General features: G+C 48.6%; 22 protein-coding genes. 14 read left to right on the top strand and 8 right to left on the bottom strand.

Annotated elements, in window-relative coordinates:
* The 9 genes from BST96_RS08775 (at nt 1) to hemE (ending at nt 13,939) form a co-directional block, all read left to right on the top strand.
* Nucleotides 1-621 carry a type IV pilus inner membrane component PilO gene (locus BST96_RS08775; protein WP_085758342.1) on the top strand — a complete coding sequence of 207 codons (621 nt, stop codon included), beginning with the start codon at nt 1-3 and terminating at the stop codon, nt 619-621.
* Entirely contained in the window at nt 611-1,147 is a 537-nt protein-coding gene (locus BST96_RS08780; RefSeq protein ID WP_338043305.1) for a pilus assembly protein PilP, read from the top strand. The genes BST96_RS08775 and BST96_RS08780 overlap by 11 nt, the downstream gene beginning before the upstream one ends.
* A gap of 17 nt (nt 1,148-1,164) precedes the next feature.
* The gene (locus BST96_RS08785) at nt 1,165-3,369 is read left to right on the top strand and encodes a type IV pilus secretin PilQ (protein WP_085758344.1); all 2,205 of its coding nucleotides are present in this window, start codon (nt 1,165-1,167) and stop codon (nt 3,367-3,369) included.
* A 42-nt stretch (nt 3,370-3,411) separates the two neighbouring features.
* Nucleotides 3,412-3,927, top strand: a complete 516-nt coding sequence (gene aroK / locus BST96_RS08790; RefSeq protein WP_085758345.1) for a shikimate kinase AroK — start codon at nt 3,412-3,414, stop codon at nt 3,925-3,927.
* Nucleotides 3,928-4,009: 82 nt separating this feature from the next.
* Nucleotides 4,010-5,092 carry a 3-dehydroquinate synthase gene (gene aroB, locus BST96_RS08795; RefSeq protein ID WP_085758346.1) on the top strand — a complete coding sequence of 361 codons (1,083 nt, stop codon included), beginning with the start codon at nt 4,010-4,012 and terminating at the stop codon, nt 5,090-5,092.
* 39 nt (nt 5,093-5,131) lie between these two features.
* The gene (locus BST96_RS08800) at nt 5,132-6,739 is read left to right on the top strand and encodes an SPOR domain-containing protein (protein ID WP_085758347.1); all 1,608 of its coding nucleotides are present in this window, start codon (nt 5,132-5,134) and stop codon (nt 6,737-6,739) included.
* A 166-nt stretch (nt 6,740-6,905) separates the two neighbouring features.
* A complete protein-coding gene (gene gltB / locus BST96_RS08805) occupies nt 6,906-11,354 on the top strand; it encodes a glutamate synthase large subunit (RefSeq protein ID WP_085758348.1) in 4,449 nt (1,482 codons plus the stop codon).
* Between the two features lie 16 nt (nt 11,355-11,370).
* A complete protein-coding gene (locus BST96_RS08810) occupies nt 11,371-12,789 on the top strand; it encodes an FAD-dependent oxidoreductase (protein WP_085758349.1) in 1,419 nt (472 codons plus the stop codon).
* An 82-nt stretch (nt 12,790-12,871) separates the two neighbouring features.
* On the top strand, nt 12,872-13,939 hold the full coding sequence (gene hemE, locus BST96_RS08815) for a uroporphyrinogen decarboxylase (protein ID WP_085758350.1): 1,068 nt from the start codon (nt 12,872-12,874) through the stop codon (nt 13,937-13,939).
* Between the two features lie 55 nt (nt 13,940-13,994).
* On the opposite strand, the gene BST96_RS08820 is transcribed toward hemE, so the two are convergent.
* The gene (locus tag BST96_RS08820; RefSeq protein WP_085758351.1) at nt 13,995-14,567 is read right to left on the bottom strand and encodes a DUF4136 domain-containing protein; all 573 of its coding nucleotides are present in this window, start codon (nt 14,565-14,567) and stop codon (nt 13,995-13,997) included.
* Nucleotides 14,568-14,743: 176 nt separating this feature from the next.
* Between BST96_RS08820 and BST96_RS08825 the strand changes: the two genes are divergently transcribed.
* Together BST96_RS08825 and BST96_RS08830 are read left to right on the top strand one after the other, a co-directional pair.
* Nucleotides 14,744-14,986 carry a GrxA family glutaredoxin gene (locus tag BST96_RS08825; RefSeq protein ID WP_085758352.1) on the top strand — a complete coding sequence of 81 codons (243 nt, stop codon included), beginning with the start codon at nt 14,744-14,746 and terminating at the stop codon, nt 14,984-14,986.
* Between the two features lie 258 nt (nt 14,987-15,244).
* Nucleotides 15,245-16,030: a M48 family metallopeptidase gene (locus tag BST96_RS08830; RefSeq protein ID WP_085758353.1), complete on the top strand. Its 786-nt coding sequence runs from the start codon at nt 15,245-15,247 to the stop codon at nt 16,028-16,030.
* A 3-nt stretch (nt 16,031-16,033) separates the two neighbouring features.
* On the opposite strand, the gene cysE is transcribed toward BST96_RS08830, so the two are convergent.
* Together cysE and trmB are read right to left on the bottom strand one after the other, a co-directional pair.
* The gene (cysE, locus tag BST96_RS08835; RefSeq protein WP_085758354.1) at nt 16,034-16,858 is read right to left on the bottom strand and encodes a serine O-acetyltransferase; all 825 of its coding nucleotides are present in this window, start codon (nt 16,856-16,858) and stop codon (nt 16,034-16,036) included.
* Nucleotides 16,859-16,951: 93 nt separating this feature from the next.
* Complete coding sequence (gene trmB / locus BST96_RS08840; RefSeq protein WP_240554920.1) at nt 16,952-17,632, bottom strand: tRNA (guanine(46)-N(7))-methyltransferase TrmB; 681 nt, start codon at nt 17,630-17,632, stop codon at nt 16,952-16,954.
* A gap of 113 nt (nt 17,633-17,745) precedes the next feature.
* Between trmB and BST96_RS08845 the strand changes: the two genes are divergently transcribed.
* Nucleotides 17,746-18,468, top strand: a complete 723-nt coding sequence (locus tag BST96_RS08845) for an acyltransferase (RefSeq protein ID WP_085758356.1) — start codon at nt 17,746-17,748, stop codon at nt 18,466-18,468.
* Between the two features lie 209 nt (nt 18,469-18,677).
* Here BST96_RS08845 and BST96_RS08850 read toward each other — a convergent pair whose 3' ends face one another.
* Genes BST96_RS08850 through modA form a run of 4 tightly spaced genes read right to left on the bottom strand, consistent with a single transcriptional unit; the run spans nt 18,678 to nt 22,199 of the window.
* Nucleotides 18,678-19,658, bottom strand: coding sequence for a serine/threonine protein kinase (locus tag BST96_RS08850; protein ID WP_085758357.1), 981 nt, complete (start codon nt 19,656-19,658; stop codon nt 18,678-18,680).
* Nucleotides 19,658-20,743, bottom strand: a complete 1,086-nt coding sequence (gene modC / locus BST96_RS08855) for a molybdenum ABC transporter ATP-binding protein (protein WP_085758358.1) — start codon at nt 20,741-20,743, stop codon at nt 19,658-19,660. Before modC ends, BST96_RS08850 begins: the two co-directional genes overlap by 1 nt.
* The gene (gene modB / locus BST96_RS08860; RefSeq protein WP_085758359.1) at nt 20,740-21,432 is read right to left on the bottom strand and encodes a molybdate ABC transporter permease subunit; all 693 of its coding nucleotides are present in this window, start codon (nt 21,430-21,432) and stop codon (nt 20,740-20,742) included. The genes modC and modB overlap by 4 nt, the downstream gene beginning before the upstream one ends.
* 11 nt (nt 21,433-21,443) lie before the next feature.
* A complete protein-coding gene (gene modA, locus BST96_RS08865; RefSeq protein WP_085758360.1) occupies nt 21,444-22,199 on the bottom strand; it encodes a molybdate ABC transporter substrate-binding protein in 756 nt (251 codons plus the stop codon).
* 126 nt (nt 22,200-22,325) lie between these two features.
* Here modA and BST96_RS08870 point away from each other — a divergent pair, with 126 nt between their 5' ends.
* Entirely contained in the window at nt 22,326-23,975 is a 1,650-nt protein-coding gene (locus BST96_RS08870) for an OprO/OprP family phosphate-selective porin (RefSeq protein WP_085758361.1), read from the top strand.
* Between the two features lie 2 nt (nt 23,976-23,977).
* Here BST96_RS08870 and BST96_RS08875 read toward each other — a convergent pair whose 3' ends face one another.
* Complete coding sequence (locus BST96_RS08875; protein WP_085758362.1) at nt 23,978-24,700, bottom strand: ComF family protein; 723 nt, start codon at nt 24,698-24,700, stop codon at nt 23,978-23,980.
* 109 nt (nt 24,701-24,809) lie between these two features.
* On the opposite strand from BST96_RS08875, the gene bioB reads away from it, so the two are divergent.
* On the top strand, nt 24,810-25,868 hold the full coding sequence (gene bioB / locus BST96_RS08880) for a biotin synthase BioB (RefSeq protein WP_085758363.1): 1,059 nt from the start codon (nt 24,810-24,812) through the stop codon (nt 25,866-25,868).
* Nucleotides 25,869-25,873: the final 5 nt, after the last annotated feature.

Below are 25,873 nucleotides of genomic sequence, written 5' to 3' on the forward strand. Positions count from 1 at the left end.
ATGTCATTTAACGACGCACTACAAGAACTGAAAGACTTTGATGTTAATGATCTGGATGTAGAAAATATCGGCTCATGGCCGATGATGATCAAAGCCATAGCGTGGGCTGGCGTATTTATTGCGGTGTTGGCGGCGGGTTATTTCTATGATGTGTCCGAGCTACAAGATCAATTAGCCAAGTCCGAAAAGAAAGAACAAGACCTTAAATCTCAATTTGAGCGTAAGGCTTTTCAGGCGGCTAACCTTAATGCTTACCGCAAGCAGATGGAAGAAATGGAAGAATCATTTGGTGCGCTGATCAGTCAGCTGCCGAGCGATACTGAAGTTCCCGGGCTGCTGGAAGATATTACCAATAAAGGTTTGGCCAGCGGTTTGGAAATCAGCAGTATTACCTTGGGCAATGAACGTGCTGAAGAATTTTATATTGAATTACCGATTCAAATTGAAGTCAGTGGCAACTACCACGATTTAGGCTCTTTTGTTAGCGGCATTGCCGGTTTGCCTCGAATTGTAACCTTGCATGATTTTGAAATTTCCCAACAAGACAAGTCCTCTGCGTTAACGATGAAGATTACCGCCAAGACCTATCGTTATAAAGATTTGGAGGGAGATGATGCTTAATCTTTTTTCAAAACTATTATTGGCCGGTTCAGTCGTTACACTGACAGCCTGTGGCGGTGGTGATTACCAGGATCTGGACGACTTTATGGCGGATAAAAAATCCCGCCCAGCCGGAATGATTAAACCGATTCCTGTTTTTAAGGCTTATAAAGCCTTTACCTATAGTGCTTCTGCACTGCGTAGTCCCTTTGAAAAACCTGTTGAAGTTACTGAGATAACACGCTTGCGCATGGCAAGCAATGTTAAGCCAGACCCTAATCGTACTAAAGAATATCTGGAGCAGTTCAGTCTGGATTCTTTGACCATGGTGGGCACTTTGCAGCAAGGGGATGTGTTATGGGCTTTGATGCAGGATGAAGAGGGTGGAGTTCACAGAACTCGACTAGGCAACTTTATGGGGCGTAACCATGGGCGTATTGTAGAGTCGACAGAAACCTATGTTTCTGTGATTGAAATTGTGCCCAATGGTGTTGATGGTTGGGTCGAAAGACCAAGAACTATTAAGTTAAAGACAATAGAAGAATAGTGAGAGTGGAGAGTTCCATGGATATTGCATACAGACATTTGAGTTCAATAAAAGGAGGCCGTGGTTTGATGCCGCATCGCCTATTGAGGACTCTGTCGCTAGTGCTGTGCGCATTGTTTGCGAGTATGGCTTTTGCAGCCGATGTAAATCTGACGGATGTAGAGTTTAGTTCCCAGCCTGGCGGTCGCTTTGAAGTGCGTCTGGATTTTGATGGTACTCCGCCTGAGCCCAAAGGTTACAATATTGAAAAGCCTGCCAGAATCGCACTGGATATGGCTGGTGTTTCCAGCAAGCTGGAACAGAAAAAATTTCCGCTGTCTTATGGTAATGCCAGTAGTGCCGTTATTTTAGAATCCGGCGGTCGTACCCGGATGATTTTGAACTTAGTCGAATTGGCGCCTTACCAAACCCGTATTGAAGGCAATAGCCTGTTTGTTGAAGTCGGTGATTCCGGTGTTCGCGAATATTTAAAACCTACCAAAGAAAACCCTGTCTTGAGTGCAGCTTCGTCTAAACAAACGAATGCGGCGAGCAATGACATTGTCGATGTTGATTTTAAACGTGGTGACCAGGGTGAAGGTCGTTTGGTGATTAACCTGGCCAACCCTAAAGCCGGTATCAATGTGTTTGTTGAAGGTGGTTTTATCAAAGTTGATTTTGATGATGTTAATCTGCCTGAGCGCCTGCAGCGTCGCTATGATGTCAGTGATTTTGCGACACCGGTGCAATCGGTTGAAGCCCAGCCTAGCGAGGGTGGTGCACTCTTCTCTTTGAAAGCCAGCGGTGATTTTGATTATCTGGCATACCAAACTGACAATGAATATGTTGTGAGTGTTAAGCCACTGACCGCCGAAGAGCTTGAGCTTAAAAAGAAAGAGTTTGCCTATGTGGGTGACAAGCTTTCATTGAACTTCCAGGATATTGAAGTGCGCGCCGTATTGCAGTTAATTGCGGATTTTACCAGCCTCAACCTGGTAGCGTCGGATACGGTTTCTGGTCGCATTACCTTAAGGTTACAGAATGTGCCCTGGGACCAGGCGTTGGATTTGGTTTTAAAAACCAAGGGCTTGGATAAGCGTCAGAACGGTAACGTCTTAATGGTGGCTCCAGCGGCTGAGATTGCTGAGAGAGAGCGCCAGGAAATTGAAAATAACAAACAGATTGAAGAGTTGGCGCCACTGCAGACCGAGTACATCCGTATTCGTTATGCCGACGCGCGTGAAATGTATCGCTTATTTGGCAATGAAAGTGGTGGCCCTGAAGAAGTATCAACCACCAGCCTATTATCACCCCGTGGTAGCGTGATAGTTGATGAGCGGACAAACTCTTTATTAGTGACTGAGACTGCACAGAAATTACAAGAATTCCGCCGCGTTGTTCGCTTGCTGGATGTACCTGTTAGGCAGGTATTGGTTGAAGCGCGCATTGTTATTGCCAACTCCAGTTTTGATGAAGAGTTAGGTGTGCAGTGGGGTGCTTCGGGTATCAATGCTGTGAATAGTGGTGAAGACTTATTGTTCTTCGGTGGTAATACTGATTCGATTATCGACAGTCGTAGCTCGGTGGCTCAGGCAGCCCTCGATATTGCTCAGGGTAATGACTTATCAGAACCTATTCTTGCCCCTGATGCATTAAACGTTGACTTAGGTGTAGCTAACCCTACAGGTAGCGTTGCGGTAGGTTTTGTTAACGACGATGTTATTTTACAGATGGAGTTGAATGCGCTTGAATCACAGGGTCGTGGTGAAATTGTTTCGCAGCCTAAGGTGATTACCGGTGATAAACAGGAAGCGGTTATCAAGTCGGGTTCTGAGGTGCCTTTCCAGGAATCTTCTGCCAACGGTGAAACTACCGTCTCGTTTAAAGAGGCGGTACTGAAATTACAGGTAACCCCGAGCATTACACCGGATGACCGTATCATTATGACTCTGGAGATTAACCAGGACTCTATTGGTGACCTGGTACCTTCCGGTAATGGCGGTGTTGTACCAACAATTGACACCACTGAGCTGACCACCCAGGTACTGGTCGGTAATGGTGAAACGGTTGTATTGGGTGGTGTTTTCCGCACCGTCGATGTAGAGTCAGAATCTAAAGTTCCTGTGTTAGGTGATATTCCTTACCTTGGCCGCCTGTTCACGAATACCTCGGTGACTCAGGAGAAGACAGAGACTTTAATCTTTATCACGCCAAGAATTTTGGCTGATACCCTTATCGATTAAGATTGACTAAAAAAGATTGACTACAACACACCTGAAAACAGCATGAAATCTTCTTCCAACGTTTTTCTTGTCGGCCCTATGGGGGCCGGCAAATCTACCATCGGGCGGCTATTAGCCGCCGATCTTCGTTTAGACTTTAAAGATACCGATAAAGAAATTGAAGACCGTAGCGGTGTGGATATCCCCTGGATTTTTGATATGGAAGGGGAAGACGGTTTTCGTGACCGTGAAGCGGCCATGCTCGATGAGTTAACCCAATTGGATAAAACCCTGCTGGCAACCGGTGGCGGCATTGTGCTGAAACCTGAAAACCGCAAAGCGCTGGCTAGTCGGGGCCGGGTTGTGTATTTAATGACCTCAATCGACGAACAGGTCCGAAGAACCGCCAGGGATAAAAAGCGTCCCTTGCTCAATACCGAAGAGCCTCGACAGGTACTAACCGACCTGATGAATCTGCGCCATCCCTTATATGAAGAAATCGCCGACTATGTGATCGATACTGACGGTCGCAGCCCCAAATCCGTGGCCCAGGAATTAACGCGGATGCTTTCTTCGTAAAACGCGCCACAGCGGTTTATCTTATAAGAGCGATTGTGTTTAAATATCGCATCCACTCTATACGCTCAAGTTAAACCATATCATGCAAACGCTCAGTGTCGATCTAGGTGATAGAAGCTACCCGATTTATATCGGCGAAGGCCTGTTGAACCAGCCAGAATTACTCCTTAATCATATCCAGGGCCGTCAGGTGCTGGTGGTCAGTAATGAAACCGTCGCCCCTATCTATCTGGCTACAATCCGGCAAGCGTTGTCCGGCCTGCATTATTCAGAAGTGATTTTGCCCGATGGTGAACAGCATAAAACGCTGGACGTGCTCAGTGCCATTTACGATAAACTGCTGGAAGATAAGCATAATCGCACGACCACATTGGTGGCCTTAGGCGGAGGAGTGGTAGGTGATATGACCGGCTATGCCGCGGCCAGCTACCAGCGTGGCGTTAACTTTATTCAAATTCCTACCACCTTATTATCCCAGGTCGATTCTTCAGTCGGTGGTAAAACCGGGGTTAATCATCCGCTGGGTAAAAATATGATTGGGGCTTTCCATCAGCCACAATGTGTTATTGCCGATACTCATACCTTAACGACCTTGCCCCAGCGCGAATTATCCGCGGGTATCGCCGAAGTGATTAAGTATGGTTTGATCTGTGACGCTGATTTTTATGCATGGTTAGAGCAACATGTAGAAGAACTGTTAGCCTGCGATCAAACCGCCCTGGCCGAAGCGATTTATCGCTCCTGTGACAATAAAGCCAAAGTCGTGGCCAGTGATGAGCGTGAAGCGGGTATACGAGCTATCCTTAATTTAGGTCACACCTTTGGTCATGCCATCGAAACAGCACAAGGTTATGGTAATTGGCTACATGGAGAGGCCGTAGCCGCGGGCATGCAGCTAGCCGCCCAGCTATCAGAAAAAATGCAGTGGATCAGCGCTGATGATGTTGACAGTGTGCGTCATCTTTTATTGCGGGCGAAGTTACCCGTTACACCACCGGCCATGACCTGCGACCAATTCTTATCATTAATGGCCGTAGATAAAAAAGTGTTAGACGGGCGCTTACGTTTAGTATTGTTAAAGAAAATGGGCGAGGCTATTATTACCAGTGATATTGCGGAGCAGGATGTGCGCGATACCCTAACCGATGCCGGAGTCTCAGCTTAAGTGACTACCCCTATCAAAGAGCAGCAATAGGATTGCCTAATGACTGAAACAGCCAGTTACGACGCTGAGCATTATGTGCAGCGCCTCGATCTAGGGGAAGATCCCTTTGCTGTTGATTTTGAATCTGATTATTTCTATACCGGTGGTATGCGCCGCCAGCTGCTAGACCAGCTGGTTCACTTTAGCCGTTTTGGTCATCAAACCGTGTTGCTAGTAGGTGCCACCGGTTGCGGTACTTCCGCCTTGCTTGACCAAGCCTATGAGCAGATCGAAGATGCCATGGACTGCTGCTTTATCAATGCCGAAGAGTCTACTTTACCGGAACAGTTAATAGAATCGCTGAACGAACAACTCAATTTCCAACTGCCTTCTCCCATTGCGTCGCCGGATTTTTTAGCCGCCTTACAGTCCGGCTTAATCATCGATGGTGAGCCAGAGCCTATTATGTTGGCGGTTGACCAGTCCCATTATCTTTCACTTGAGGCTTACCAGCTGCTGCGTGAGATTGTGGCATTAGGTGACGGTAATATCTGCCTGTTAATTGCCGGTGAATACCAGGTTGAGCAGATGGCCAAGCTGGCGTCTTTTGATGACGGGCAAATAAAATTAGTGGAGCTGGAACCTCTAACCGCTACGGAAAGCGGCGACTATATTCTGGGGCTGCTTCGCTCTGTGGGTTATGCTGGCGAGTTGCCCTTAAGCAATGACCAACTAGCGGTATTGCATGAGCGCAGCGGCGGCAATTTGCTTGAGATCAATCAACTAGTGCCGTCCTTATTAAATGCTAAAGCCACGGCTAGCCCATCAACGTTCCGTTTTGGTATCCCTATTGCCCATGTGGCGGCTATTAGTATTCTTGCTGTGGCGCTAATAGGCTCATGGCTGTATCAAGGTAGCGATCAACAGCCGGCGGAGGCAGCACTCAGTCCGGCACCGGTTAGTGCCGAACAAGTTGAACCTGCATCCATTGCCTTAGTAAAGGAAGAGCAACTGCCGCTCCGGCCTACAGAGGCAATAGCAGCAGTTAATGAGCCTGGGGTGGCTGAAGATACCGCCGGGGCGATTGAGCGCTCGACGGTTATCCCGGTTGAGCCTGTCGCCGCAGTGGCCGTCGCTGAGCCTCTGCAAAAGGCTGCTGCCCCTGCCGTCAGCCCCGTGGTTGAAGAAAAGCCTGTTATAAAGGCCAAGCCTGAAGCTGTGGTTGCAGCCCCTGTCGAAAGCAAGCCGGTGGCTGCAGCTCCCGCTGTAACCCCTGCACTCACTCCCACGCCCACACCTGCACCTGCACCTGCACCAGCCAGCAAAGCCAAACTTGCAGAGCCAGCCCCTGTGGCTGCTAAGCCTGCCTTACCCGTAAGGGAGCAGCGTTTATTGGCCTACCCTGAAACCCAGTATATGCTCCAGCTGATTGGCTCAGTCGAAGAGGCCCGCGCCAGAGAGTTTGTTAAACGCTATATCAACCGTATGCCTGTCACCTACTTTGAAACCCGCTTAAAGGGTAAACCCTGGTTTGTGGTGGTCACCGGCCCCTATAATGACAAGCCGGCAGCTCTCGCCGGTGTTAAAGTCCTTCCCCCTGAGCTACAAAAGCAACGCCCCTGGGCCCGCAGTGTGGCTAGCGTCCATAAGGATATCGGCAAGAAATAACCCCGGGCCGATCTGGTTAAAAAATGACCGTTTTCCTTTCAAATTTGTCCCCTTAGGGTCATACGTGTAGAATGTCCTCCCTTTTTTCCTGCGCATGGCAGAATTTTGTGCTGTGGTCGTTGTATCTTTTTGATTTTACAAAAGATTTTTTAGCGAGATTCGTTATATGAGTACAGGCCTTTACAGACCTGAAGACGTTCGTGACAACTGTGGCTTTGGCCTTATCGCCGATATGGCGGGCAAGCCCAGTTATGAACTATTACGCACCGCGATTGAGTCATTAACTTGTATGACTCACCGAGGCGGTATTGCTGCGGACGGCAAAACCGGTGACGGTTGTGGTTTATTAATCAAGAAGCCCGATAGCTTCCTTCGCACAGTGGCGAAAGAGTGCTGTGGCGCCGAGCTGTCTGCCCAGTATGGTGTGGCACAAATTTTCTTAAGCAAAAATGAAACCGTAGCCGCCGCTGCGCGCAAAACCGTAGATGGTATTTTGGCAGAGCAGGGTTTAAGTTCTGCTGGTTGGCGTGTGGTGCCAACGGACCCGGCTTACTGTGGTGAGATTGCATTAAGTAGCCTGCCCAGCATCGAACAACTATTTATTAACACTGAAGAAACTGACGAACAGGCGCTGGCCACCCAGCTGTATATTGCACGTCGTAAAATCGAGTTAGCGTTGGCTGACGATGACGATTTTTATATCTCCAGTTTTTCAGCGTCGGTTATTTCCTATAAAGGCCTGGTAATGCCAGTAGATTTGCCCAAGTTCTATCCGGACCTGGGCGATGAGCGTTTAGAAACGGCCATCTGTGTTTTCCACCAGCGTTTCTCAACCAACACATTACCTCGCTGGCCTTTGGCCCAGCCATTCCGTATGTTGGCCCACAATGGTGAGATCAATACGATTGAAGGCAACCGTAACTGGGCCGACGCCCGCGCCAGCAAATTTGAAACTGAGCTGTTGCCAGATATTGAAGGTATTAGCCCATTAGTTAACCGCACCGGTTCTGACTCTTCCAGCATGGACAATATGTTAGAAGTGCTACTAGCCGGTGGTATGGATCTATTCCGCGCTGTGCGTATGTTAGTGCCACCTGCCTGGCAAAATATGGAACATATGGATGCGGATCTAAGAGCTTTCTATGAATATAACTCCATGCATATGGAGCCTTGGGATGGCCCAGCCGGTATTGTAATGACCGACGGTCGTCACGCAGTTTGTATGTTGGATAGAAACGGTCTGCGTCCAGCTCGTTATGTCATTACCAAAAATGGCTTTATCACGTTGGCGTCAGAAATCGGTACCTATGATTACAAGCCGGAAGATGTGGTTGCCAAAGGCCGTGTTGGCCCAGGTCAAATTCTTGCAGTTGATACCAAGACCGGTGAGCTGCTGCATACCAAAGATATTGATCAGCAACTAAAGACGCGCTTCCCGTATAAACAGTGGATGAAAGAAAATGCCACGCGTATAGAGTCGACGTTTGAGCCCGTACAAAAGCCTGATCTTATTAGCGCCGAAGATATTCCTGTTTACCAGAAAATGTTTCAGGTTAGCTTTGAAGAGCGTGAGCAAGTCTTACGTCCTTTAGCCGAAGGTGGCAACGAAGCGGTAGGCTCCATGGGTGATGATACCCCGATGGCGGTACTGTCGCGTCAGCAGCGTTCCGTTTACGATTATTTCCGTCAGAAATTTGCCCAGGTAACCAATCCCCCGATTGATCCTTTGCGGGAATCTATCGTGATGAGTTTGGAAACTTGCCTCGGTGTTGAGAAAAATATTTTTGAAGAAACCGCTGACCATGCGGATCGTATTATTCTGACCACTCCAGTACTGTCGCCGGATAAATTCCAGCGTTTAATGTCGCTGGATAAAGCCGGTTACGATAGCCAAATTATCGAGCTCAGCTTTGACCCTGAAAAGAACAATTTACAGCAAGCCGTTGAAAGCATTGCTGAGCAAGCGGTAGCCGCTGTGCGCGCAGGTACGGTGTTATTAGTCCTATCTGATCGCACTATTGAAAAAGGCTCGCTACCGGTACATAGCCTACTAGCTACTGGCGCTGTGCATCACCGATTAATCGCCGAAGGCTTGCGTTGTGATACCAACCTGATTATTGAAAGTGGTTCGGCCCGAGACTCTCACCAGTTTGCCTGTCTATTTGGTTTTGGTGCGACAGCGGTCTACCCCTATGTGGCCTATAGCGTACTGGACGATATGATTCGCGTTGGCGAATTATTAGGTGACCCGGTACAAGCCCATATCAACTACCGCAAAGGCCTCAACAAAGGTCTGCTAAAAATCATGTCGAAGATGGGTATCTCTACCATCGCTTCATATCGCGGTGCGCAGTTATTTGAAGCCGTGGGTTTAAGCAGTGATGTGGTTAGCCTTTGCTTTAAAGGGGTTGCCAGCCGTATAGAAGGCAGCAGCTTTGATAACCTGCAAGATGAACAGGCGCAGCTAGCTAAAACGGCCTGGATTGCCCGTAAAGAAATTGATCAGGGTGGTTTACTGAAATATGTACACGGTAAGGAATACCATGCCTTTAACCCGGATGTTGTTCAAGGCTTGCAAGATGCTGTAGCCAGCGGTGATTACGCCAAGTGGAAAAAATACGCGGCACTCGTTAATGATCGCCCTGTAGCCTCATTGCGTGATTTGTTAGCCCTGAAAAAAGATAATAAACCGATTCCGTTAGATGAAGTGGAATCTATCGAAGATATTCTGCCGCGCTTTGATTCGGCGGGGATGTCATTAGGTGCATTAAGTCCTGAGGCGCATGAAGCCTTAGCGACAGCAATGAACCGCTTAGGGGGGCGTTCCAATTCCGGTGAGGGGGGTGAAGATCCTGCTCGCTATGGTACCGAGCGTACTTCAAAAATTAAGCAGGTGGCCTCAGGCCGCTTTGGTGTTACGCCACACTATTTGGTGAACGCTGAAGTTCTGCAGATTAAAGTGGCCCAGGGCGCCAAGCCCGGTGAAGGTGGTCAGTTACCTGGCGGCAAAGTGAATAAATTAATCGCCCGTCTGCGTTATGCAGTGCCCGGCGTTACCTTGATTTCACCACCACCGCATCACGATATTTATTCTATCGAAGATTTAGCCCAGCTAATTTATGACTTAAAGCAAGTGAACCCCGACGCACAAGTCTCGGTTAAATTAGTATCAGAACCCGGAGTAGGTACTATCGCAGCCGGTGTTGCAAAAGCCTACGCTGATCTGATTACTATCTCCGGTTATGACGGTGGTACAGCGGCAAGCCCGTTAACCTCTATCCGCTATGCCGGTTCTCCATGGGAGCTTGGTCTATCTGAAGCACAACAGGCTCTGCGTTCTAATGGCTTGCGTGGTTTGGTTAAAGTACAAACTGACGGTGGTTTAAAAACCGGTTTAGATGTTATTAAAGCCGCCATCCTCGGTGCAGAAAGTTTTGGTTTTGGTACCACGCCGATGGTTGCGCTGGGTTGTAAGTATCTACGTATCTGTCACTTAAATAACTGTGCTACAGGTGTTGCGACTCAAAATGATTATCTACGTGACGAGCACTTTATCGGCACCGTAGAAATGGTGATGAACTTCTTCCGCTTCCTGGCGATGGAAACCCGTGAGTGGATGGCGCAAATTGGTGTACGCTCCATTGAAGAATTAATTGGCCGTGCTGATTTACTGGAAGCCCTTGAAGGCTTTACTGAAAAACAGGGCAACCTGGACCTTGCACCGATTCTTTATAAAGACCCGGCAGCCGAAGGCCAGCCAGAGTTCTGTCGCGCTGAGTCTAATGATCCTTTTGATAAAGGTGAAAAAGCCGAAACCATGGTAGCAGGCACCATTGACGCTATCGAAAACAAAGCTGGCGGCGAATTTGATTTTGCGGTGACCAACTGTGACCGTTCTATCGGTGCACGTTTATCCGGCGAAATTGCCAAGCGCTATGGCAACCAGGGTATGGCTGATAGCCCAATTCAATTAAACCTGACGGGTACAGCCGGTCAAAGCTTCGGTGTATGGAATGCCGGTGGTTTGGATATGTATCTGGAAGGCGATGCCAACGATTACGTGGGTAAGGGTATGGCTGGCGGTAAGCTGGTTATCTACCCGCCTAAAGTCAGCGAGTTTGCTTCACAGGAAACGTCCATTATTGGTAACACCTGTTTATACGGAGCTACTGGTGGACAGTTGTTTGCAGCCGGTACTGCGGGTGAGCGTTTTGGTGTTCGTAACTCCGGCGCCTTTGCTGTGGTTGAAGGTGCAGGCGATCACTGCTGTGAATATATGACGGGCGGTAACATCACGGTGTTAGGTGATACCGGTGTTAACTTCGGTGCAGGTATGACCGGTGGTTTTGCCTATGTACTGGATCAAAGCAACCGTTTTGTAGATCGTTACAACAATGAGTTGGTAGAAATCCAACGCATCAATAGCGAATATTTAGAAGCCTACCGCAATCACTTGCGTAGCAATATTCAAACTTTTATTAATGAGACTGGTTCCCAATGGGGACAGCATATTCTCGATCACTGGGCTGATTTTGTCGGTAAGTTTTGGTTGGTTAAACCTAAAGCTGCCAGCGTAGATACGCTTTTAGACACCATCAAGCAACGCCCAGAGTAAGCGACGAGACTTTTTTATGGCTGAACGTTTAAGTAATAACTTCCAATTTGTTGAGGTCGATCGTAAAGATCCGGCGAAGAAATCTATGCATGCTCGCACTGCTGAGTATGTAGAGATTTACGAACCTTACCAAAAAGAAGAAGTACAACATCAGGCACACCGCTGTTTAGAGTGTGGTAACCCTTACTGTGAGTGGAAATGCCCAGTACATAACTTTATTCCTAACTGGTTAAAGTTGGTGTCTGAAGGCAATCTGTTTGAAGCGGCTGAATTGTCCCATCAAACTAACACTCTACCTGAGGTATGTGGTCGAGTGTGTCCACAGGATCGTTTATGTGAAGGGGCTTGTACTCTTAATGACGGTTTTGGTGCGGTGACCATTGGCTCCACTGAAAAATATATTACCGATACGGCATTGGCTATGGGCTGGCGCCCGGATATGTCCAAACGTGTTTGGACTGACAAAAAAGTTGCTGTTATTGGTGCAGGCCCTGCAGGTTTAGGTTGTGCGGATGTTTTAGTGCGCGCTGGTGTTAAGCCAGTAGTTTTTGATTCTTACCCTGAGATTGGTGGCTTATTAACTTTCGGTATCCCCGAATTTAAATTAGAAAAAACCGTACTGTCTCGTCGTCGCGAAGTGTTCGAAGAGATGGGAATTGAGTTCCGCCTAAATACTGAAGTCGGTAAAGACGTTAGCATGCAATCGCTAATGGATGAGTACGATGCCGTCTTTATGGGTATGGGGACTTACAAATATATGAAAGGTGGTTTCCCCGGTGAAGACCTTGATGGTGTTTACGATGCACTGCCTTTCCTGGTCTCTAGCGTTAACCGCAACCTGGGTTTTGAAAAAGACCCTGCGGACTATATTAGTGTTAAAGGTAAAAAGGTGGTTGTTCTTGGTGGTGGTGATACTGCGATGGACTGTAACCGGACTTCCATTCGCCAGGCGGCTAGCAATGTAATTTGTGCGTACCGTCGTGATGAAGAGAATATGCCCGGTTCTCGCCGTGAAGTTGCCAATGCGAAAGAAGAGGGTGTTGAATTCTTATTCAATCGCCAGCCTATCGCGATTGTTGGCAACGGCAAAGTTGAAGGCATTAAAATGGTCACCACACAGTTGGGTGAGCCTGATGAAAATGGCCGTCGCCGCCCTGAGCCGATTGCTGGCAGTGAAGAAATTGTCGATGCTGATGTGGTTCTGGTCGCCTTTGGTTTCCAGCCTAATCCACCAGAGTGGCTAAAAGACTTTGATGTCACCACCAATGACTGGGACGGTGTTGTTGCTGAAGAAGAGCAAACCTACAAATTCCAGACAGCCAACCCAAAAATCTTTGCTGGTGGTGATATGGTGCGTGGTTCTGATCTGGTAGTGACGGCTATCTGGGAAGGTCGCCAGGCTGCTGAAGGTATTTTGGATTATTTAGACGTATAATCCGGGTGTGTTGGTGGATTATAATCCACCCTACGAAGGCACGGTTCTCGTGCCTTTTTTGTGTTTCTACAGGTAAAACAATATGTCCGAGTTAAAAAACGATCGCTTTCTACGTGCTTTATTAAAACAGCCCGTCGACTTCACGCCTGTCTGGATGATGCGCCAGGCAGGTCGTTATTTGCCGGAGTACCGCGCCAGCCGTGCCAAGGCCGGTGACTTTATGTCACTGTGTATGAATCCTGAGTTTGCCTGTGAAGTGACCATGCAGCCCCTGGATCGTTACCCTTCATTAGATGCGGCGATTTTATTCTCTGATATTCTAACCATTCCCGATGCCATGGGTTTGGGTTTATATTTTGAAACTGGCGAAGGTCCACGTTTTAAAAAGACCGTAAGAACCGCAGCAGAGGTCGAGGCTTTACCGATTCCTGATGCAGAAAAAGATTTGGGTTATGTGATGGATGCCGTTAGCACCATTCGCAAAGAACTTAATGGCCGTGTACCACTGATCGGCTTCTCCGGCAGCCCATGGACCCTGGCCACTTATATGGTAGAAGGCGGCTCATCTAAAGATCATCGTTTAGCCAAGGCTTTAGCTTTTAACGAACCGCACACCATGCATGCCCTGTTAGATAAATTAGCCCAGAGCGTAACCACTTACCTTAATGGCCAAATTAAAGCGGGCGCACAGGCCGTACAAATTTTTGATACCTGGGGTGGGGCGCTAAGCCACAATGCTTATAAAGAGTTTTCTCTGAACTATATGCAGAAAATCGTTAATGGTTTAATCCGTGAAAATGAAGGCCGTGAAGTCCCGGTGATTTTGTTTACCAAAAACGGCGGCCAATGGTTAGAAACTATGGCGGATACCGGCGCTACCGCTTTAGGTTTGGATTGGACAACGGATATTGGCAATGCCCGCCAGCGGGTAGGGGATAAGGTAGCCTTGCAAGGCAATATGGATCCCACCATGCTCTATGCATCGCCTGATCGTATTAGGGAAGAAGTTAAAACTATTCTTGCGGGTTTTGGTAATGGCAGTGGCCATATCTTTAACCTGGGCCATGGCATTACGCCTGAAGTGGACCCGGAACACGCCCGAGCCTTTATTGAATCCGTTCATGAACTGTCCGCGCCATACCACAAGTAGGGTGGATTAAAATCCACCGATGAGTGTTACGCAATGTGGTGGATTATAATCCACCCTACGGAGCTGAGCCTGGCGGGTAATTGCCAAAGATCTCAGCCACCGCTGCATCAATCACCGCGGTAATTTCTTCTGGCGACTCTTCAGAAATTTTAATAATCTTGCTGCCGCGCCACTTTAGCTTTTTATCAGCAGGGTCCACCAGGTCAATCACCAGATTGGCTTCCTTCACCACCGATTTATCACCAATGGGAAAACTCAACGACAGCCCCATTGCAGAGTTGCCACCACTGCTGCCACCAAAGCCTACGCTACCACTGGATTTTGGCGGCTCCTGCCGGGTATGTGTAGTCACTTGATAGCGCACCAGCACATCCGGCTTGCTGTCCGCCTCATTAAAGCCGGCACTAAATAATTCTGTCTTTAAAGCTTCTTGAACACGCTGGGCGATCAGCGGGTCAAAACCTTCCTCCACCTTGCTGTCCGCTGCCAGCCAGTCATAGGCCCTGAAAGCAGAAAAATCCGTCTCAGTATCATAATCCACCATCACATTACTGACAGGTGTACAGGCCGCCAGAACAAAGCCGATCAGCACAATCAACAGGCGTTGGGCGGAACATAGTGGGTGCATAGCAATCTCTCGGTCTTATTGGGGTAGGGGTCAATATAGGCGATTACACCATTGGCGGCAAATACTGCGGCGGGCTTCTTTATAGCTAAAAGGTATCACTATGATAATAACAATCAATTTTCCTAATCAGGATGCTTGGGCGATACTAGCGCCATCATTTGAAGAGGAGCAGCATCATGCAAAGATTCACTATATTCGGAAAAGAAAGCTGTGGTTTCTGTCGTCGGGCCAAAGAGCTCTGTGAGATTAAAGGGTTGGAATACCGCTATGTCGATATCGAGAAAGAGGGTATCGGTCAGGCTGACCTCGAGAAAACCGTTGGCGGCCCTGTGACCACCGTGCCACAGATCTTCCATGGCCAGAGCCATATCGGAGGCTTTGACGCTCTGGAACGTTTCTTATCAGAACACGCTGCCTAATTCCTCCATTTTTGCCATTCCCGCCTACGCGGGAATTAGCCCGTAGGGTGGATTATAATCCACCGGTTATGACTGCTTCTGGCTGGGTTTGGTGGATTATAATCCACCCTACAGTGTTCGGTCGTTGGTTGAGCGGGTAGGCGGGAATGATGGTTATTCTTCTATTTAGCTAAAAGAAAAATTGTTGTTTACCCATGACCCCTATAAAATTTAGTGAGTTACACCTTCACTATTTTTTACAGTCACTGGATAACACCGATGCAAAAACTTGTAACTCTTATTGCACTAGCCCTAATCACCACAGCCTGCGCGACTTCCCCAACCGGCCGTTCACAACTGCTACTGATGCCTGAAAGCGAAATGGACCAAATGGGTGTCGCTGCTTTTACTGAAATGAAAACTACTATCGACGTCGAAAAAGCCGCTGCTACCAACCAATATGTTGACTGTGTTGCCAATGCGGTTATCGCAGTCCTTCCCAGTGATCAACAACGCAACTGGGAAGTCGTCGTCTTTAAAGATAACAGCGCCAATGCCTTCGCTTTACCCGGTAATAAAATCGGTGTGCATACCGGCATCCTAAAAGTCGCCAGTGACCAAGGCCAATTAGCTGCAATTATTGGCCATGAGATAGGGCATGTGCTGGCCCAACATGGTAACGAGCGGATGTCGATTGAATATGCCTCGCAAACTAGCCAGCAATTATTAGGCGCGGTGATGGAGGGAACACAAGAGGGCGCCATGGTGATGGCGGCTATGGGGGTTGGCGCGCAGTATGGGGTGGCACTGCCTTATAGTCGCTCACATGAAACTGAAGCGGATTTAATGGGGTTAAGGTTAATGGCAAAGGCGGGTTTTGATCCTCGCGCCAGTGTAACCCTTTGGCATAATATGGCTGCCAACGCCAATGGCGCGCCGCCGGAGTTTATGTCGACGCATCCCTCTAGTCAAAGTCGTATAAAAGGTTTGCAAGCTAATATGAAAGAAGCGCTTGATCTATATAGTGCGGCGGGCAAGCAAGGCAAAAAGCCCCGCTGTCAATAATCCCTATTTATCGCAATCCATATCACAAGTAATCTCGTGATTCATTTCCAGTGCCGGTTGATCTGAGGTTGGGCGACCAATCTCTTTTGCTGGCACACCTACTACCGTGGTGTGGGCTTCAACATCTTGCAACACCACACTGCCAGCACCCACCTTAACGCCATTGCCAATCTTGATATTGCCCAGAATTTTTGCACCTGCACTGATTAAAACACCGTCGCCAACTTTAGGGTGACGGTCACCTTCTTCTTTACCGGTGCCGCCCAGTGTTACCGATTGTAAAATAGACACGTTATTGCCCACCACTGCGGTTTCACCGATAACCACACCCGTACCGTGGTCCATCAAAATACCGTGGCCAATTTTGGCGGCGGGGTGAATATCCACCCCAAATTCTGTAGAGACACAGTTTTGTAAAAACAACGCCAGCTCTTCGCGGCCCTGAGTCCATAACCAGTGGCCTACACGGTAAGCCTGCAAAGCGTGAAAACCTTTAAAATATAAAAACGGAATCGAATAACTATTACAGGCCGAGTCCCGCTCCAGCACTGCGCGCAAATCACAGCGAATGGCTTTGCCGATGGAGGGGTCTTCTTTTAAGGCTTGCTCAATCACTTCACGCAGCAATAGAGCCGATGCGGTAGGGCTATCCAACTTATGCGCCAGATGAAAACTCAGGGCGCATTCCAGCGACTGGTGATTAAGAATTGTCGAGTGCAAAAAGCTGGTGAGTACCGGCTCTTTACTCAGCGTCTTCTCAGTTTCCTCGCGGATAGCGAGCCAAATAGTGTCGTTGTCACCGGTAATAGAAATCGGTTGTGTAGCCATGACGAGCGTCCGTATATCAATAAATTATTGCTAGTGCTTAATTGTGGGGGCTGATTACCCCGTAATCAACCCGTAATCCCCCCGTAGGGTGGATTATAATCCACCAAAACCCCGGTCAAGATCACAAATACAACGCCATAGCACCTGCCCAGACTCACCATATTTACGCTCAAAGGGCGTAATCACGGGCTCCGGCGTAAAAGGCTTGGACTTTGCGCTAAAGCCCGCTATCTCCAGGGCTGCGGCAAATTCCTGTACATAGACGGGCCAATTACTGCGAAGTTCCACCTCGCCCTTTAAAGCCAGTAGGCTGGGGAAGAGGGGGGAGCCATGCACCCGACGCTTGAGTTGGGAGGATTTGGGCCATGGGTTGGGGTAAAACACGCAATGCCTGGCCAGTTGCCAGTTAGCATCCACCGCCAGCCGCCAAAAATCATCCACATCCGCCCGCAGCAGCAGGTAATTATCGACGCCGGATTGGCGGTAGTGTTCATCGTGCTTGGCGAGCCTGACCACGGACTTATCAATACCAATCACCAATGCCTCGGGATACTGTCTGGCAAGATTTACCGTGCTTTCACCCACTCCGCAATAGGAGTCGAGAATAAGGTTGCCTTGATATTGGCTTGCCCGCTGCTCAGCCTGCTCAAAGACCTCAAGACTATAGTCGGGGTAAGGGCGGCGAAAACGCGAGTTTAAATGGCGGCGCACTACCGGCTCCAGGCTGTCGTGGATACCGGCTTGGTTGCTGGTGATAATGCGGGAGTTGGGCACAGTGATATTCGCTGGTAAATGGGTCGGTGATTATAGCAGGGATAAGCCTTCAGTGATTGCGAATCCATAACGGTGCTGGCAGACTGTTTTTAGCCAACCGCAATGGAACCATCATGAGACAAGATCGTCGCCCTTATTGGGTTAAAAAAAATTACCTAAGCTTTCGCCGCTGGTACGCCAACCATTTCTTGCGTCCCGCCTGTGATGAGCTGGGTGATCACCACACCATTATGAAACCCTGGTATGTCGATATTTCCGGCCCGAATATTTCTATTGGCCAATGCGCCACCATAATTGGTGAGCCCAGTGACCGGGTGAAATTGGGTGTTTGGGGGCGTGAGCCTGACCAGGGTGAATTGCGTATTGGAGATTATGTGCTGATTAGCCCGGGTTGCCGAATTTCTGCGGGCGATAAAATTATTATTGGAGACAGTGTGATGATGGCCAACGGTGTTTATATTACCGATTCTGATTGGCATGGTGTTTATGATCGCGCGCACCGTACAGATGAAATAGCACCGGTGGTGATTAAAGATAATGTTTGGTTGGGTGATGGCAGTAAGGTGTTAAAGGGTGTGACCATTGGTGAGAATAGTATTGTGGCGGCGGGGGCGGTGGTCACTAAGAATGTTGCAGCGAATGTAGTGGTGGCGGGTAATCCGGCTAAGGTGGTAAAGGAGTTAGATACGGAAAGGGAGATGGTTACGCGCAAGGAGTATTTTGCTGACCCGCTTGGTCAGGAGCGATTTTTTGATGCGGTGGATCAGGCGGTGCTAAAAGAAAATACATGGTTGAATTGGTTACGTGCTGTAATCTCCCCCAACAAACATGATTAGTAGGGTGGATTATAATCCACCAGTTATGACTGCTTCGTGCAAGGCTTGGTGGATTATAATCCACCCTACTATGTTTTGCCGTTAGTTGAGTCTTGAAGCCTCTTATTGGCTTAAAACGCCTACCCGATAATACGCTTTAGCTGATTTAAGGTATTTGTACCGTACAGCAATGTGCCTTCGAGGGAATGACGGTTAGGTATATGTTCGGTTTAGAAGAGTTGCAAAGCCGGCTCATTAATCAAAGCAAACTGCTCTCTCAACTCCAATATATGATCCGACCAATACCGCGCCGTATTAAACCAGGGGAAATTATGCGGGAACGCCGGATCTTCCCAGCGCCTTGCCAGCCAGGCACTGTAATGAATAATCCTTAACGTCCTAAGTGCCTCAATCAAATGCAATTGCCGAGGGTCAAAATCAAAAAATTCATTATACCCTTCTACCAATTCACTGATCTGTGCCGTTTGATTGGGCCTATCCCCAGACATAAACATCCACAAGTCCTGAATAGCCGGTGCCATCCGGCTATCATCCAAATCCACAAAGTGGGGCGACTCGCCGCGCCATAGAATATTGCCTGAATGGCAATCGCCGTGAACACGTATATTAGTAAAGGTAGTTTGGGCAAATTGTTCTTTAATGGTTTTTAGTAGATCTTCGCATAGGCTGACATAGGCGGTGCGTAAATCGTTGGGAATAAAGTGTTCGCTAATGAGTTGAAAGCTATTTTCACCAAAGGATTGGATGTCCAGTGTAGGGCGGTGCTGAAAGTCCTTCATGGCACCAATGGCATGAATTCTTCCCGTTAGTCGGCCAAGAATTAGTAGGTTATCTAAATCATCCAGCTCCGGGGCATGGCCGCCTTTGCGTTGGTAAACAGAAAATTGATAGCCGTCATAATCGAGCAAGGTTTTACCGTCTTCATTTTTTAACGGCGGCACGACAGGAATCTCAGCATCAAAGAGTTCATAGCTAAACTCATGCTCTTCTAATATCTGTGCTTCAGTCCAGCGCTCCGGGCGGTAGAATTTAACAATCACCGGGTCGCCTTCATCCATGCCTACTTGATACACACGGTTTTCATAACTGTTTAACGGAAAAATCCGTAAGTCGGTTAAGCGACCTGTGCTTTCTACGGCATCAATCACTAATTCCGGTGTTAGTCTGTCGTAGGGGTGGGGGTTAGGCATTAGTGTTCTCGTTGATCGCTAAGTAGCGCGACGGTTTTGATTTGAGCATAGACTTGTTGGCCAACGCTAAGTTCCAATCGGGTGACGGATTTATGGGTGAGCCGCACAAGAATAAATTGGTGGGCTACCGCGAGTTTAATCAGCACTCTGGCGCTGCTATCGCTTTGTTCAATCTCGGTGATGGTGGCGGGTAGTATATTGAGAATACTGCTGTGTTCGGCACGCTCCAGATTAATGCTGACATCTCTGGCGGGAATGCGAATACGCACAGGCTCATCTTCTCGGCCTTCAATAGCGGTAATCCATAAAGACAAATGGTTATCGATTAATAATTCCGTTAGGTGGTTTTTCCTGTCGTGCTGTTCAATGGTGGCATTAATAATACTGGCCGCATTTTCTTCATGGCTCAGTGGTAAATCAATACGGTGGCTAAGTTCCAGCAAGGGGCCTTGGGCAATAAGTTGGCCTTTATCAATCAGTAATAACTGATCGGCTAATTGGCTGACTTCTTCAAAGTCATGACTGACATAAATAATGGGTGTTGCCATGTTGGCTTGCAGGGCTTGCAGGTGTTTAATAATACGCTGCTTGCTGGCGCCGTCGAGGGAGGCCAGAGGTTCGTCCATTAAAATTAATTCTGGGCTGCTTAGCAGCGCTCTGGCAATGGCAACCCGTTGTTGTTCGCCGCCAGATAGCTGGTCGGGAAATTGTTTTATCAGTTTGCCAATTTCTAACCAGTCACACACATCCTGCAAACTGGGGCCTTCGGGGTTAAAACGGCGCTGGTAGGCATAACGAAGATTGCCTTCAACACTTAAATGAGGAAAAAGTCGGGGTTCCTGAAATACATAAGCGATATGGCGTTGCTGTGGGGGCAGCGCGCTGTCGTTATCCTGCCATACGGTTCCGTTAAAACTTAACTGCCCTTGGGTTTCCGGTTCCAGCCCTGCCAACCAGCGTAGTAAAGTGGTTTTACCCGCACCGCTGGGGCCATAGATAGCTGTAAAGCCTTTGGCTTCCAAGGTGGTATCAATCGCCAGTGAAAAGTTGTCGCGCTCCAGATTAAGCTTAATGGTTAGGCTCATAACAAGCCTGCCTTGCTCGACTTAGCATCGCCGCGTTTTAAGCTATAAATAAAACCTAGTAACAGCAAAGAAAAAATCACTAGCCCACCCGCTAACCAATGGGCTTCGCTGTACTGTAGGTTTTCTACTTTGTCATAGAGGCTAATGGACAGTACCTGAGTCTCACCCGGAATGTTGCCGCCGATCATTAACACTACGCCAAACTCACCAATCGTATGGGCAAAACCTAAACTGGCGGCGGTAATAAAGCTGCGCTTGCATAATGGAAGCACTAGCGAAATAAATTGGTCGTTAAAAGAGGCCCCCATAGTGGCAGCGGCTTCAAATAATTTTTTGGGTAATTGCTCAAAACTGGTTTGCAGCGGTTGCACCACAAAGGGTAGCGAATATAGTACCGAGCCAATCACCAAAGCACTAAAACTAAAAGCCAAGGGCTTACCCGTAGCCCCTAACCAAAATTGACCAAAGGGGCTGGTGGGAGAAAAGGCCAGTAATAAATAAAAACCCAATACGGTAGGAGGTAATACCAAGGGCAGCGCAACAATTGCTTCAAACAGCGCTTTGCCTCGGTTGCGGGTATGGGCCAGCCACCAGGCTAAGGGTGTGCCCAGTACTAACAATATCACCGTGGTGACTGCCGCCAGCTTGAGGGTCAGCACTATAGCAGTCAGGTCTTGCTCTGGCAGCATAGGGGGTCTCGTTAAATCTCGTAACCTTGTTGGCGGATAATTTGTTTAGCAGGCTCCGACTTTAAAAACGCTAAAAAGCTGATGGCGGCCTGATTATTTTCGCCTGATTGTAACAGGATCATTTGCTGGCGTATCGGTTGATACCAGGGTTGTGGGATCGGCCAATAGGCAATAGCGGGTGTGAGGTGTTTTACTTGTGATAGTGCGGCTAGCCCAATGGGAGCATTGCCGGTGGCAACAAACTGAAAGGTCTGCCCTATATTGCTGCCTTTTACTAAAGAGGCTTGGCTGCTTTGCCACCGTTTAAGGTATTGCAATGTCTCTTTGGCGGCAACGCCGTAGGGGGCAAGGTCCGGGTTGGCGATCGCCACTTTTTGTTGTGCTTTAACAGTCGCGTCAAGCGTGGCTAACAAGCCTTGTTGGCTGTCGATTATTTGTCCGCTGGTGACTGCCACTAGTCGGCCTATAGCATAAGTGCTTCTCGAGTTAGCTGCCCCCAGTGCTCGCTGTTCCAGTGTTGTCGGGTAGCGACTATCTGCCGATAAAAACATGTCAAAGGGGGCGCCATAAATAATCTGGTTAAACAAAGTCCCACTGGAAGCATAGCTGTAGCGCAACTGGTGTTCGGGGTATTGTTTTTGGAAGGCGGCATTCAGCTTGGCGATAGCCCCTTTAAAATTGGTGGCAACAGCAACGGTGGCGGTATCCGCAAACAAGGTGTTGCACAGGCAAAGCGCAAAGCCAATAAAATATAATCGTGGTCGCATAGTGTTGGGGGCAGTGGATATCAGTGTTGATCTTAGCACTGTTTGATCGCTGGTATCGCCATAGCTTTGCTGCTAATTTAGGTTTTATGTCTGGCTGATAACAATAAACCGAGAAGTCGTTATTCCATGTTAAGGATTACACACTGTTTGCCACTGCTGGCGCTGTTAATACTTTGGCTGCCACTATTACCTCACGCTGGGGCTGAAGCTCTGCTAATCAGAAATGTACAAATGATTAATCAGGGCGAGGAACAGCGCCCGTTGGTTAGCATTGTTATTAAGGATAACAAGCTGGATTTGGTGTCTGAAGATACCATTCCTATTGATCAGGTAGACCGCGCCTACGATGCCGCCGGTGGCACGCTGCTGGGCAATCTTGAGCCGGGCCAGCCCGCCAGCTTCCTGATTCTTGCTAATAACTCCATGGATGATATTGAAAAACTGATGGATACCAAGCGCTATGCACGGTTTGCCATCTATGAGGGGGAGCTGCTAAAAAACTTTTTCCGTCGCATTACCGTGGAAACAGCCGAAGGGCAGGCCGCTGCCAAGCAGGGTTGGTTGGCCTATGCCGCCCCACCCATTGCTGTACCCCTTAACTACCGCGATAGCACTCGCTGGAATAAATATGAAGGTGAGTGGGTGTCTGGCCTATTTGCTGGCGCGATTATGCTGGACCGGCAACGCTGGCTGGACCAGGACCGCAGCAGTGAGCGTCAGGTGGGTGACCTGACCCAAGAGTATGAGGGTGGTGAAATCCGAGGTTTGCGTTTTGGTGGTGTAGGTACCCTAAATTTTGCCAAGCCCTGGGTTTGGACTGCCTTTGCCGCTACTCATGCCTTTGATAGCGGTTTTGATGCTACCGATGATGATGATTTTACTCTCTATGATTTACGTCTGGATATTCCCTTATGGGAAAAAGCCAGCTTTAGTATTGGCAAGCAAAAAGAGCCTATCTCCATGGAGCGGATTATGTCGCTAACCCAATCGCCCATGCAGGAACGGGCGGCGGTTTCCGATGCGCTATTACCGGCCCGGAATGTTGGGATGGTGGTAGCCAGTAATTTTTTGGGTGACCGGATGACGTTAGCGGGAGGTGTCTTTAATAATTGGCTGGATAAGGATCAGCCCAATTCACTGGGGGATAATGCCACGCAATATATTGGCCGGCTTACCTGGTTGCCCATAGAGTCCAAACAGCAAAGTACCACCATGCACCTCGCTATGGCCATGCGTCACTCCAACGGCAAGGAAGGCTTGTTTGCCGCCACCGACCCGGAATTTAATAATGCCCCGGATTTTGTCGATACCGGCATTTTCACCACCGACGAATTTACCACCTATCAGGCCGAGGCCTCTCTACGCTCAGGCCCTTTTTGGCTGCATGGTGAATATACCCGCACCGAGGCTGATACTGGCCCGGGGGATAATGAATATGACCTTGATGGCTTCCACCTAACCGGCTCCTGGATCGTGACTGGCGAGATGCGCCCTTATAATTATCAGGCTGGGATTTTTGGTGGCGTGCCGATTGCCAAATCAGTAGAACAAAATGGCTGGGGGGCATTGGAATTAAGTCTTCGTTATAGTGAGTTGGATTTGAGTGAGTACCCAACGGATAGCGGCAAGATGGATATCTGGTCAGCGGGGGCTAATTGGATGTTAACGCCCTATATGTATTTCACTTTGAACTACCGCTATATCACCTTGGACCGCTATGGTGAGGAAGGCGATACCCATGGTCTTAATACCCGCTTAGTATTGTTGTTGGAGTAGGGTTATGGTGTTCTGGCCAGCACCCATATATGTACCTCGCCAGCCCCTGCCTCCAAAAGCACCTTGCTGACCTCGGTGGCCGTTGCTCCTGTTGTCATCACATCATCTACCACCGCAACACATTGCCCTGCTAAATTCTGGGTCGCTTCGAAAGCACCCCTCAGGTTTTGCCTTCGCTGCTGCGCATCAAGTTGCTGCTGAGGTGGGGTAAATTGGCTGCGTTGTAGCAATGGTAGCGTGGGGATATCCATCCCTTTTGCCAGGTAAGTCGCTATCTGTTCGCTCTGGTTAAAGCCGCGTTTTAGCCGCCTTCGCCAGTGCAGGGGTATCGGGGTGATGATATCGGGAAATTCGTAAGTGTAAGCACTAACAAACCCATTAAGCCCTGTTAGGCTGAGTACTTTGCCATAACTAAGCTGCCTGTTGTACTTAAATCCCGCAATTAACTCGGCTACAGGGTACTGATACAGATAGATAGCCACAGTCCTCTGAAAAGGAGGCGGCATAAGCTGGCAGTGGCCGCACAGGGTTTGCTCAGGGCTTGGCAGGGGCAGGGCGCAATGCTGGCAATGGTGCCCCAGCCTTGGCAGGTCGACCTCGCAATCGTGGCAGATATCCAGCCCGGGCTGGCCAATATCACCGCAGAGAATACAGCGTCCAGTGACCTTAAAACCCCGGCAGGCCTTAAAAAACGGACGTGCTAGCTGGAAAAAGCAGTTAACCATAACTATCCTTGTAGGTTGACAGGTGGGCGATAATCCTTATCATTGGCGCCCACTTTAGGGGATATTAGATCCCGATTCCAGCCATCCATTATATTTGCAGGAACACCCTATGACCGCCGCTAATAGCCTGGTTCGCCACGATTGGACCCCACAGGAAGTTCAGTCCCTGTTTGAGCTGCCCTTTAACGATTTGCTATTTAAAGCCCAGTCGGTTCACCGCCAGTACTTTAACCCTAACGAGGTGCAGGTGAGCACGCTGTTGTCGATCAAAACCGGTGCCTGTCCTGAAGACTGCAAATACTGCCCCCAGAGCAATCGCTACGATACCGGCCTGGAAAAAGAAAAATTAATGGAAGTAGAGAAGGTCTTGCAAGAAGCGGCAGAAGCCAAAGCCACTGGCGCTACTCGCTTCTGTATGGGGGCCGCCTGGCGCTCACCTAAAGCCAAAGATATGCCCTATGTCACCGCCATGGTTAAAGGCGTGAAGGAAATGGGTTTGGAAAGCTGTATGACATTGGGTATGTTAACGGCGGATCAAGCCGCTGAATTGTCGGAAGCGGGCCTTGATTATTACAACCACAATTTAGATACCTCACCGGAGTTTTACGGTGAAGTGATTACCACGCGGACGTATTCAGACCGTTTAACCACTATCTCCAATGTTCGCGATGCCGGTATTAAAGTCTGTAGTGGCGGTATTGTCGGTATGGGTGAAACGGTTAAAGACCGCGCCGGTTTATTAATTCAGTTATCCAATATGCCCCAGCACCCAGAGAGCGTGCCCATCAATATGTTGGTACGGGTTGAAGGTACGCCTTTAGCGCAAGAAACCGATTTGGATAATTTTGATTTTATTCGCACCATTGCCGTGGCGCGTATCTTAATGCCTGAGTCCCATGTGCGTTTATCCGCTGGCCGTGAAGAGATGAATGAAGAAATGCATGCGCTGGCGTACTTTGCCGGTGCCAATTCCATCTTCTACGGTGAAAAATTATTAACCACTGCCAACCCCGAAGCGAATAAAGATTTACAACTGTTTGACCGTTTAGGTATTCAACCTGAAGACCGTGAAGTTGAGCGCTGTGATGACGGTGAAGAAGACCGTATCCGCGAGCAAATTCAACAAGCGCAAAACGATAAGTTTTTCTACGACGCAGCGCAGGCTTAATTCGC

It is taken from the genome of Oceanicoccus sagamiensis (genome assembly GCF_002117105.1).
GTDB classification, from domain to species: Bacteria; Pseudomonadota; Gammaproteobacteria; order Pseudomonadales; family Dasaniaceae; genus Oceanicoccus; species Oceanicoccus sagamiensis.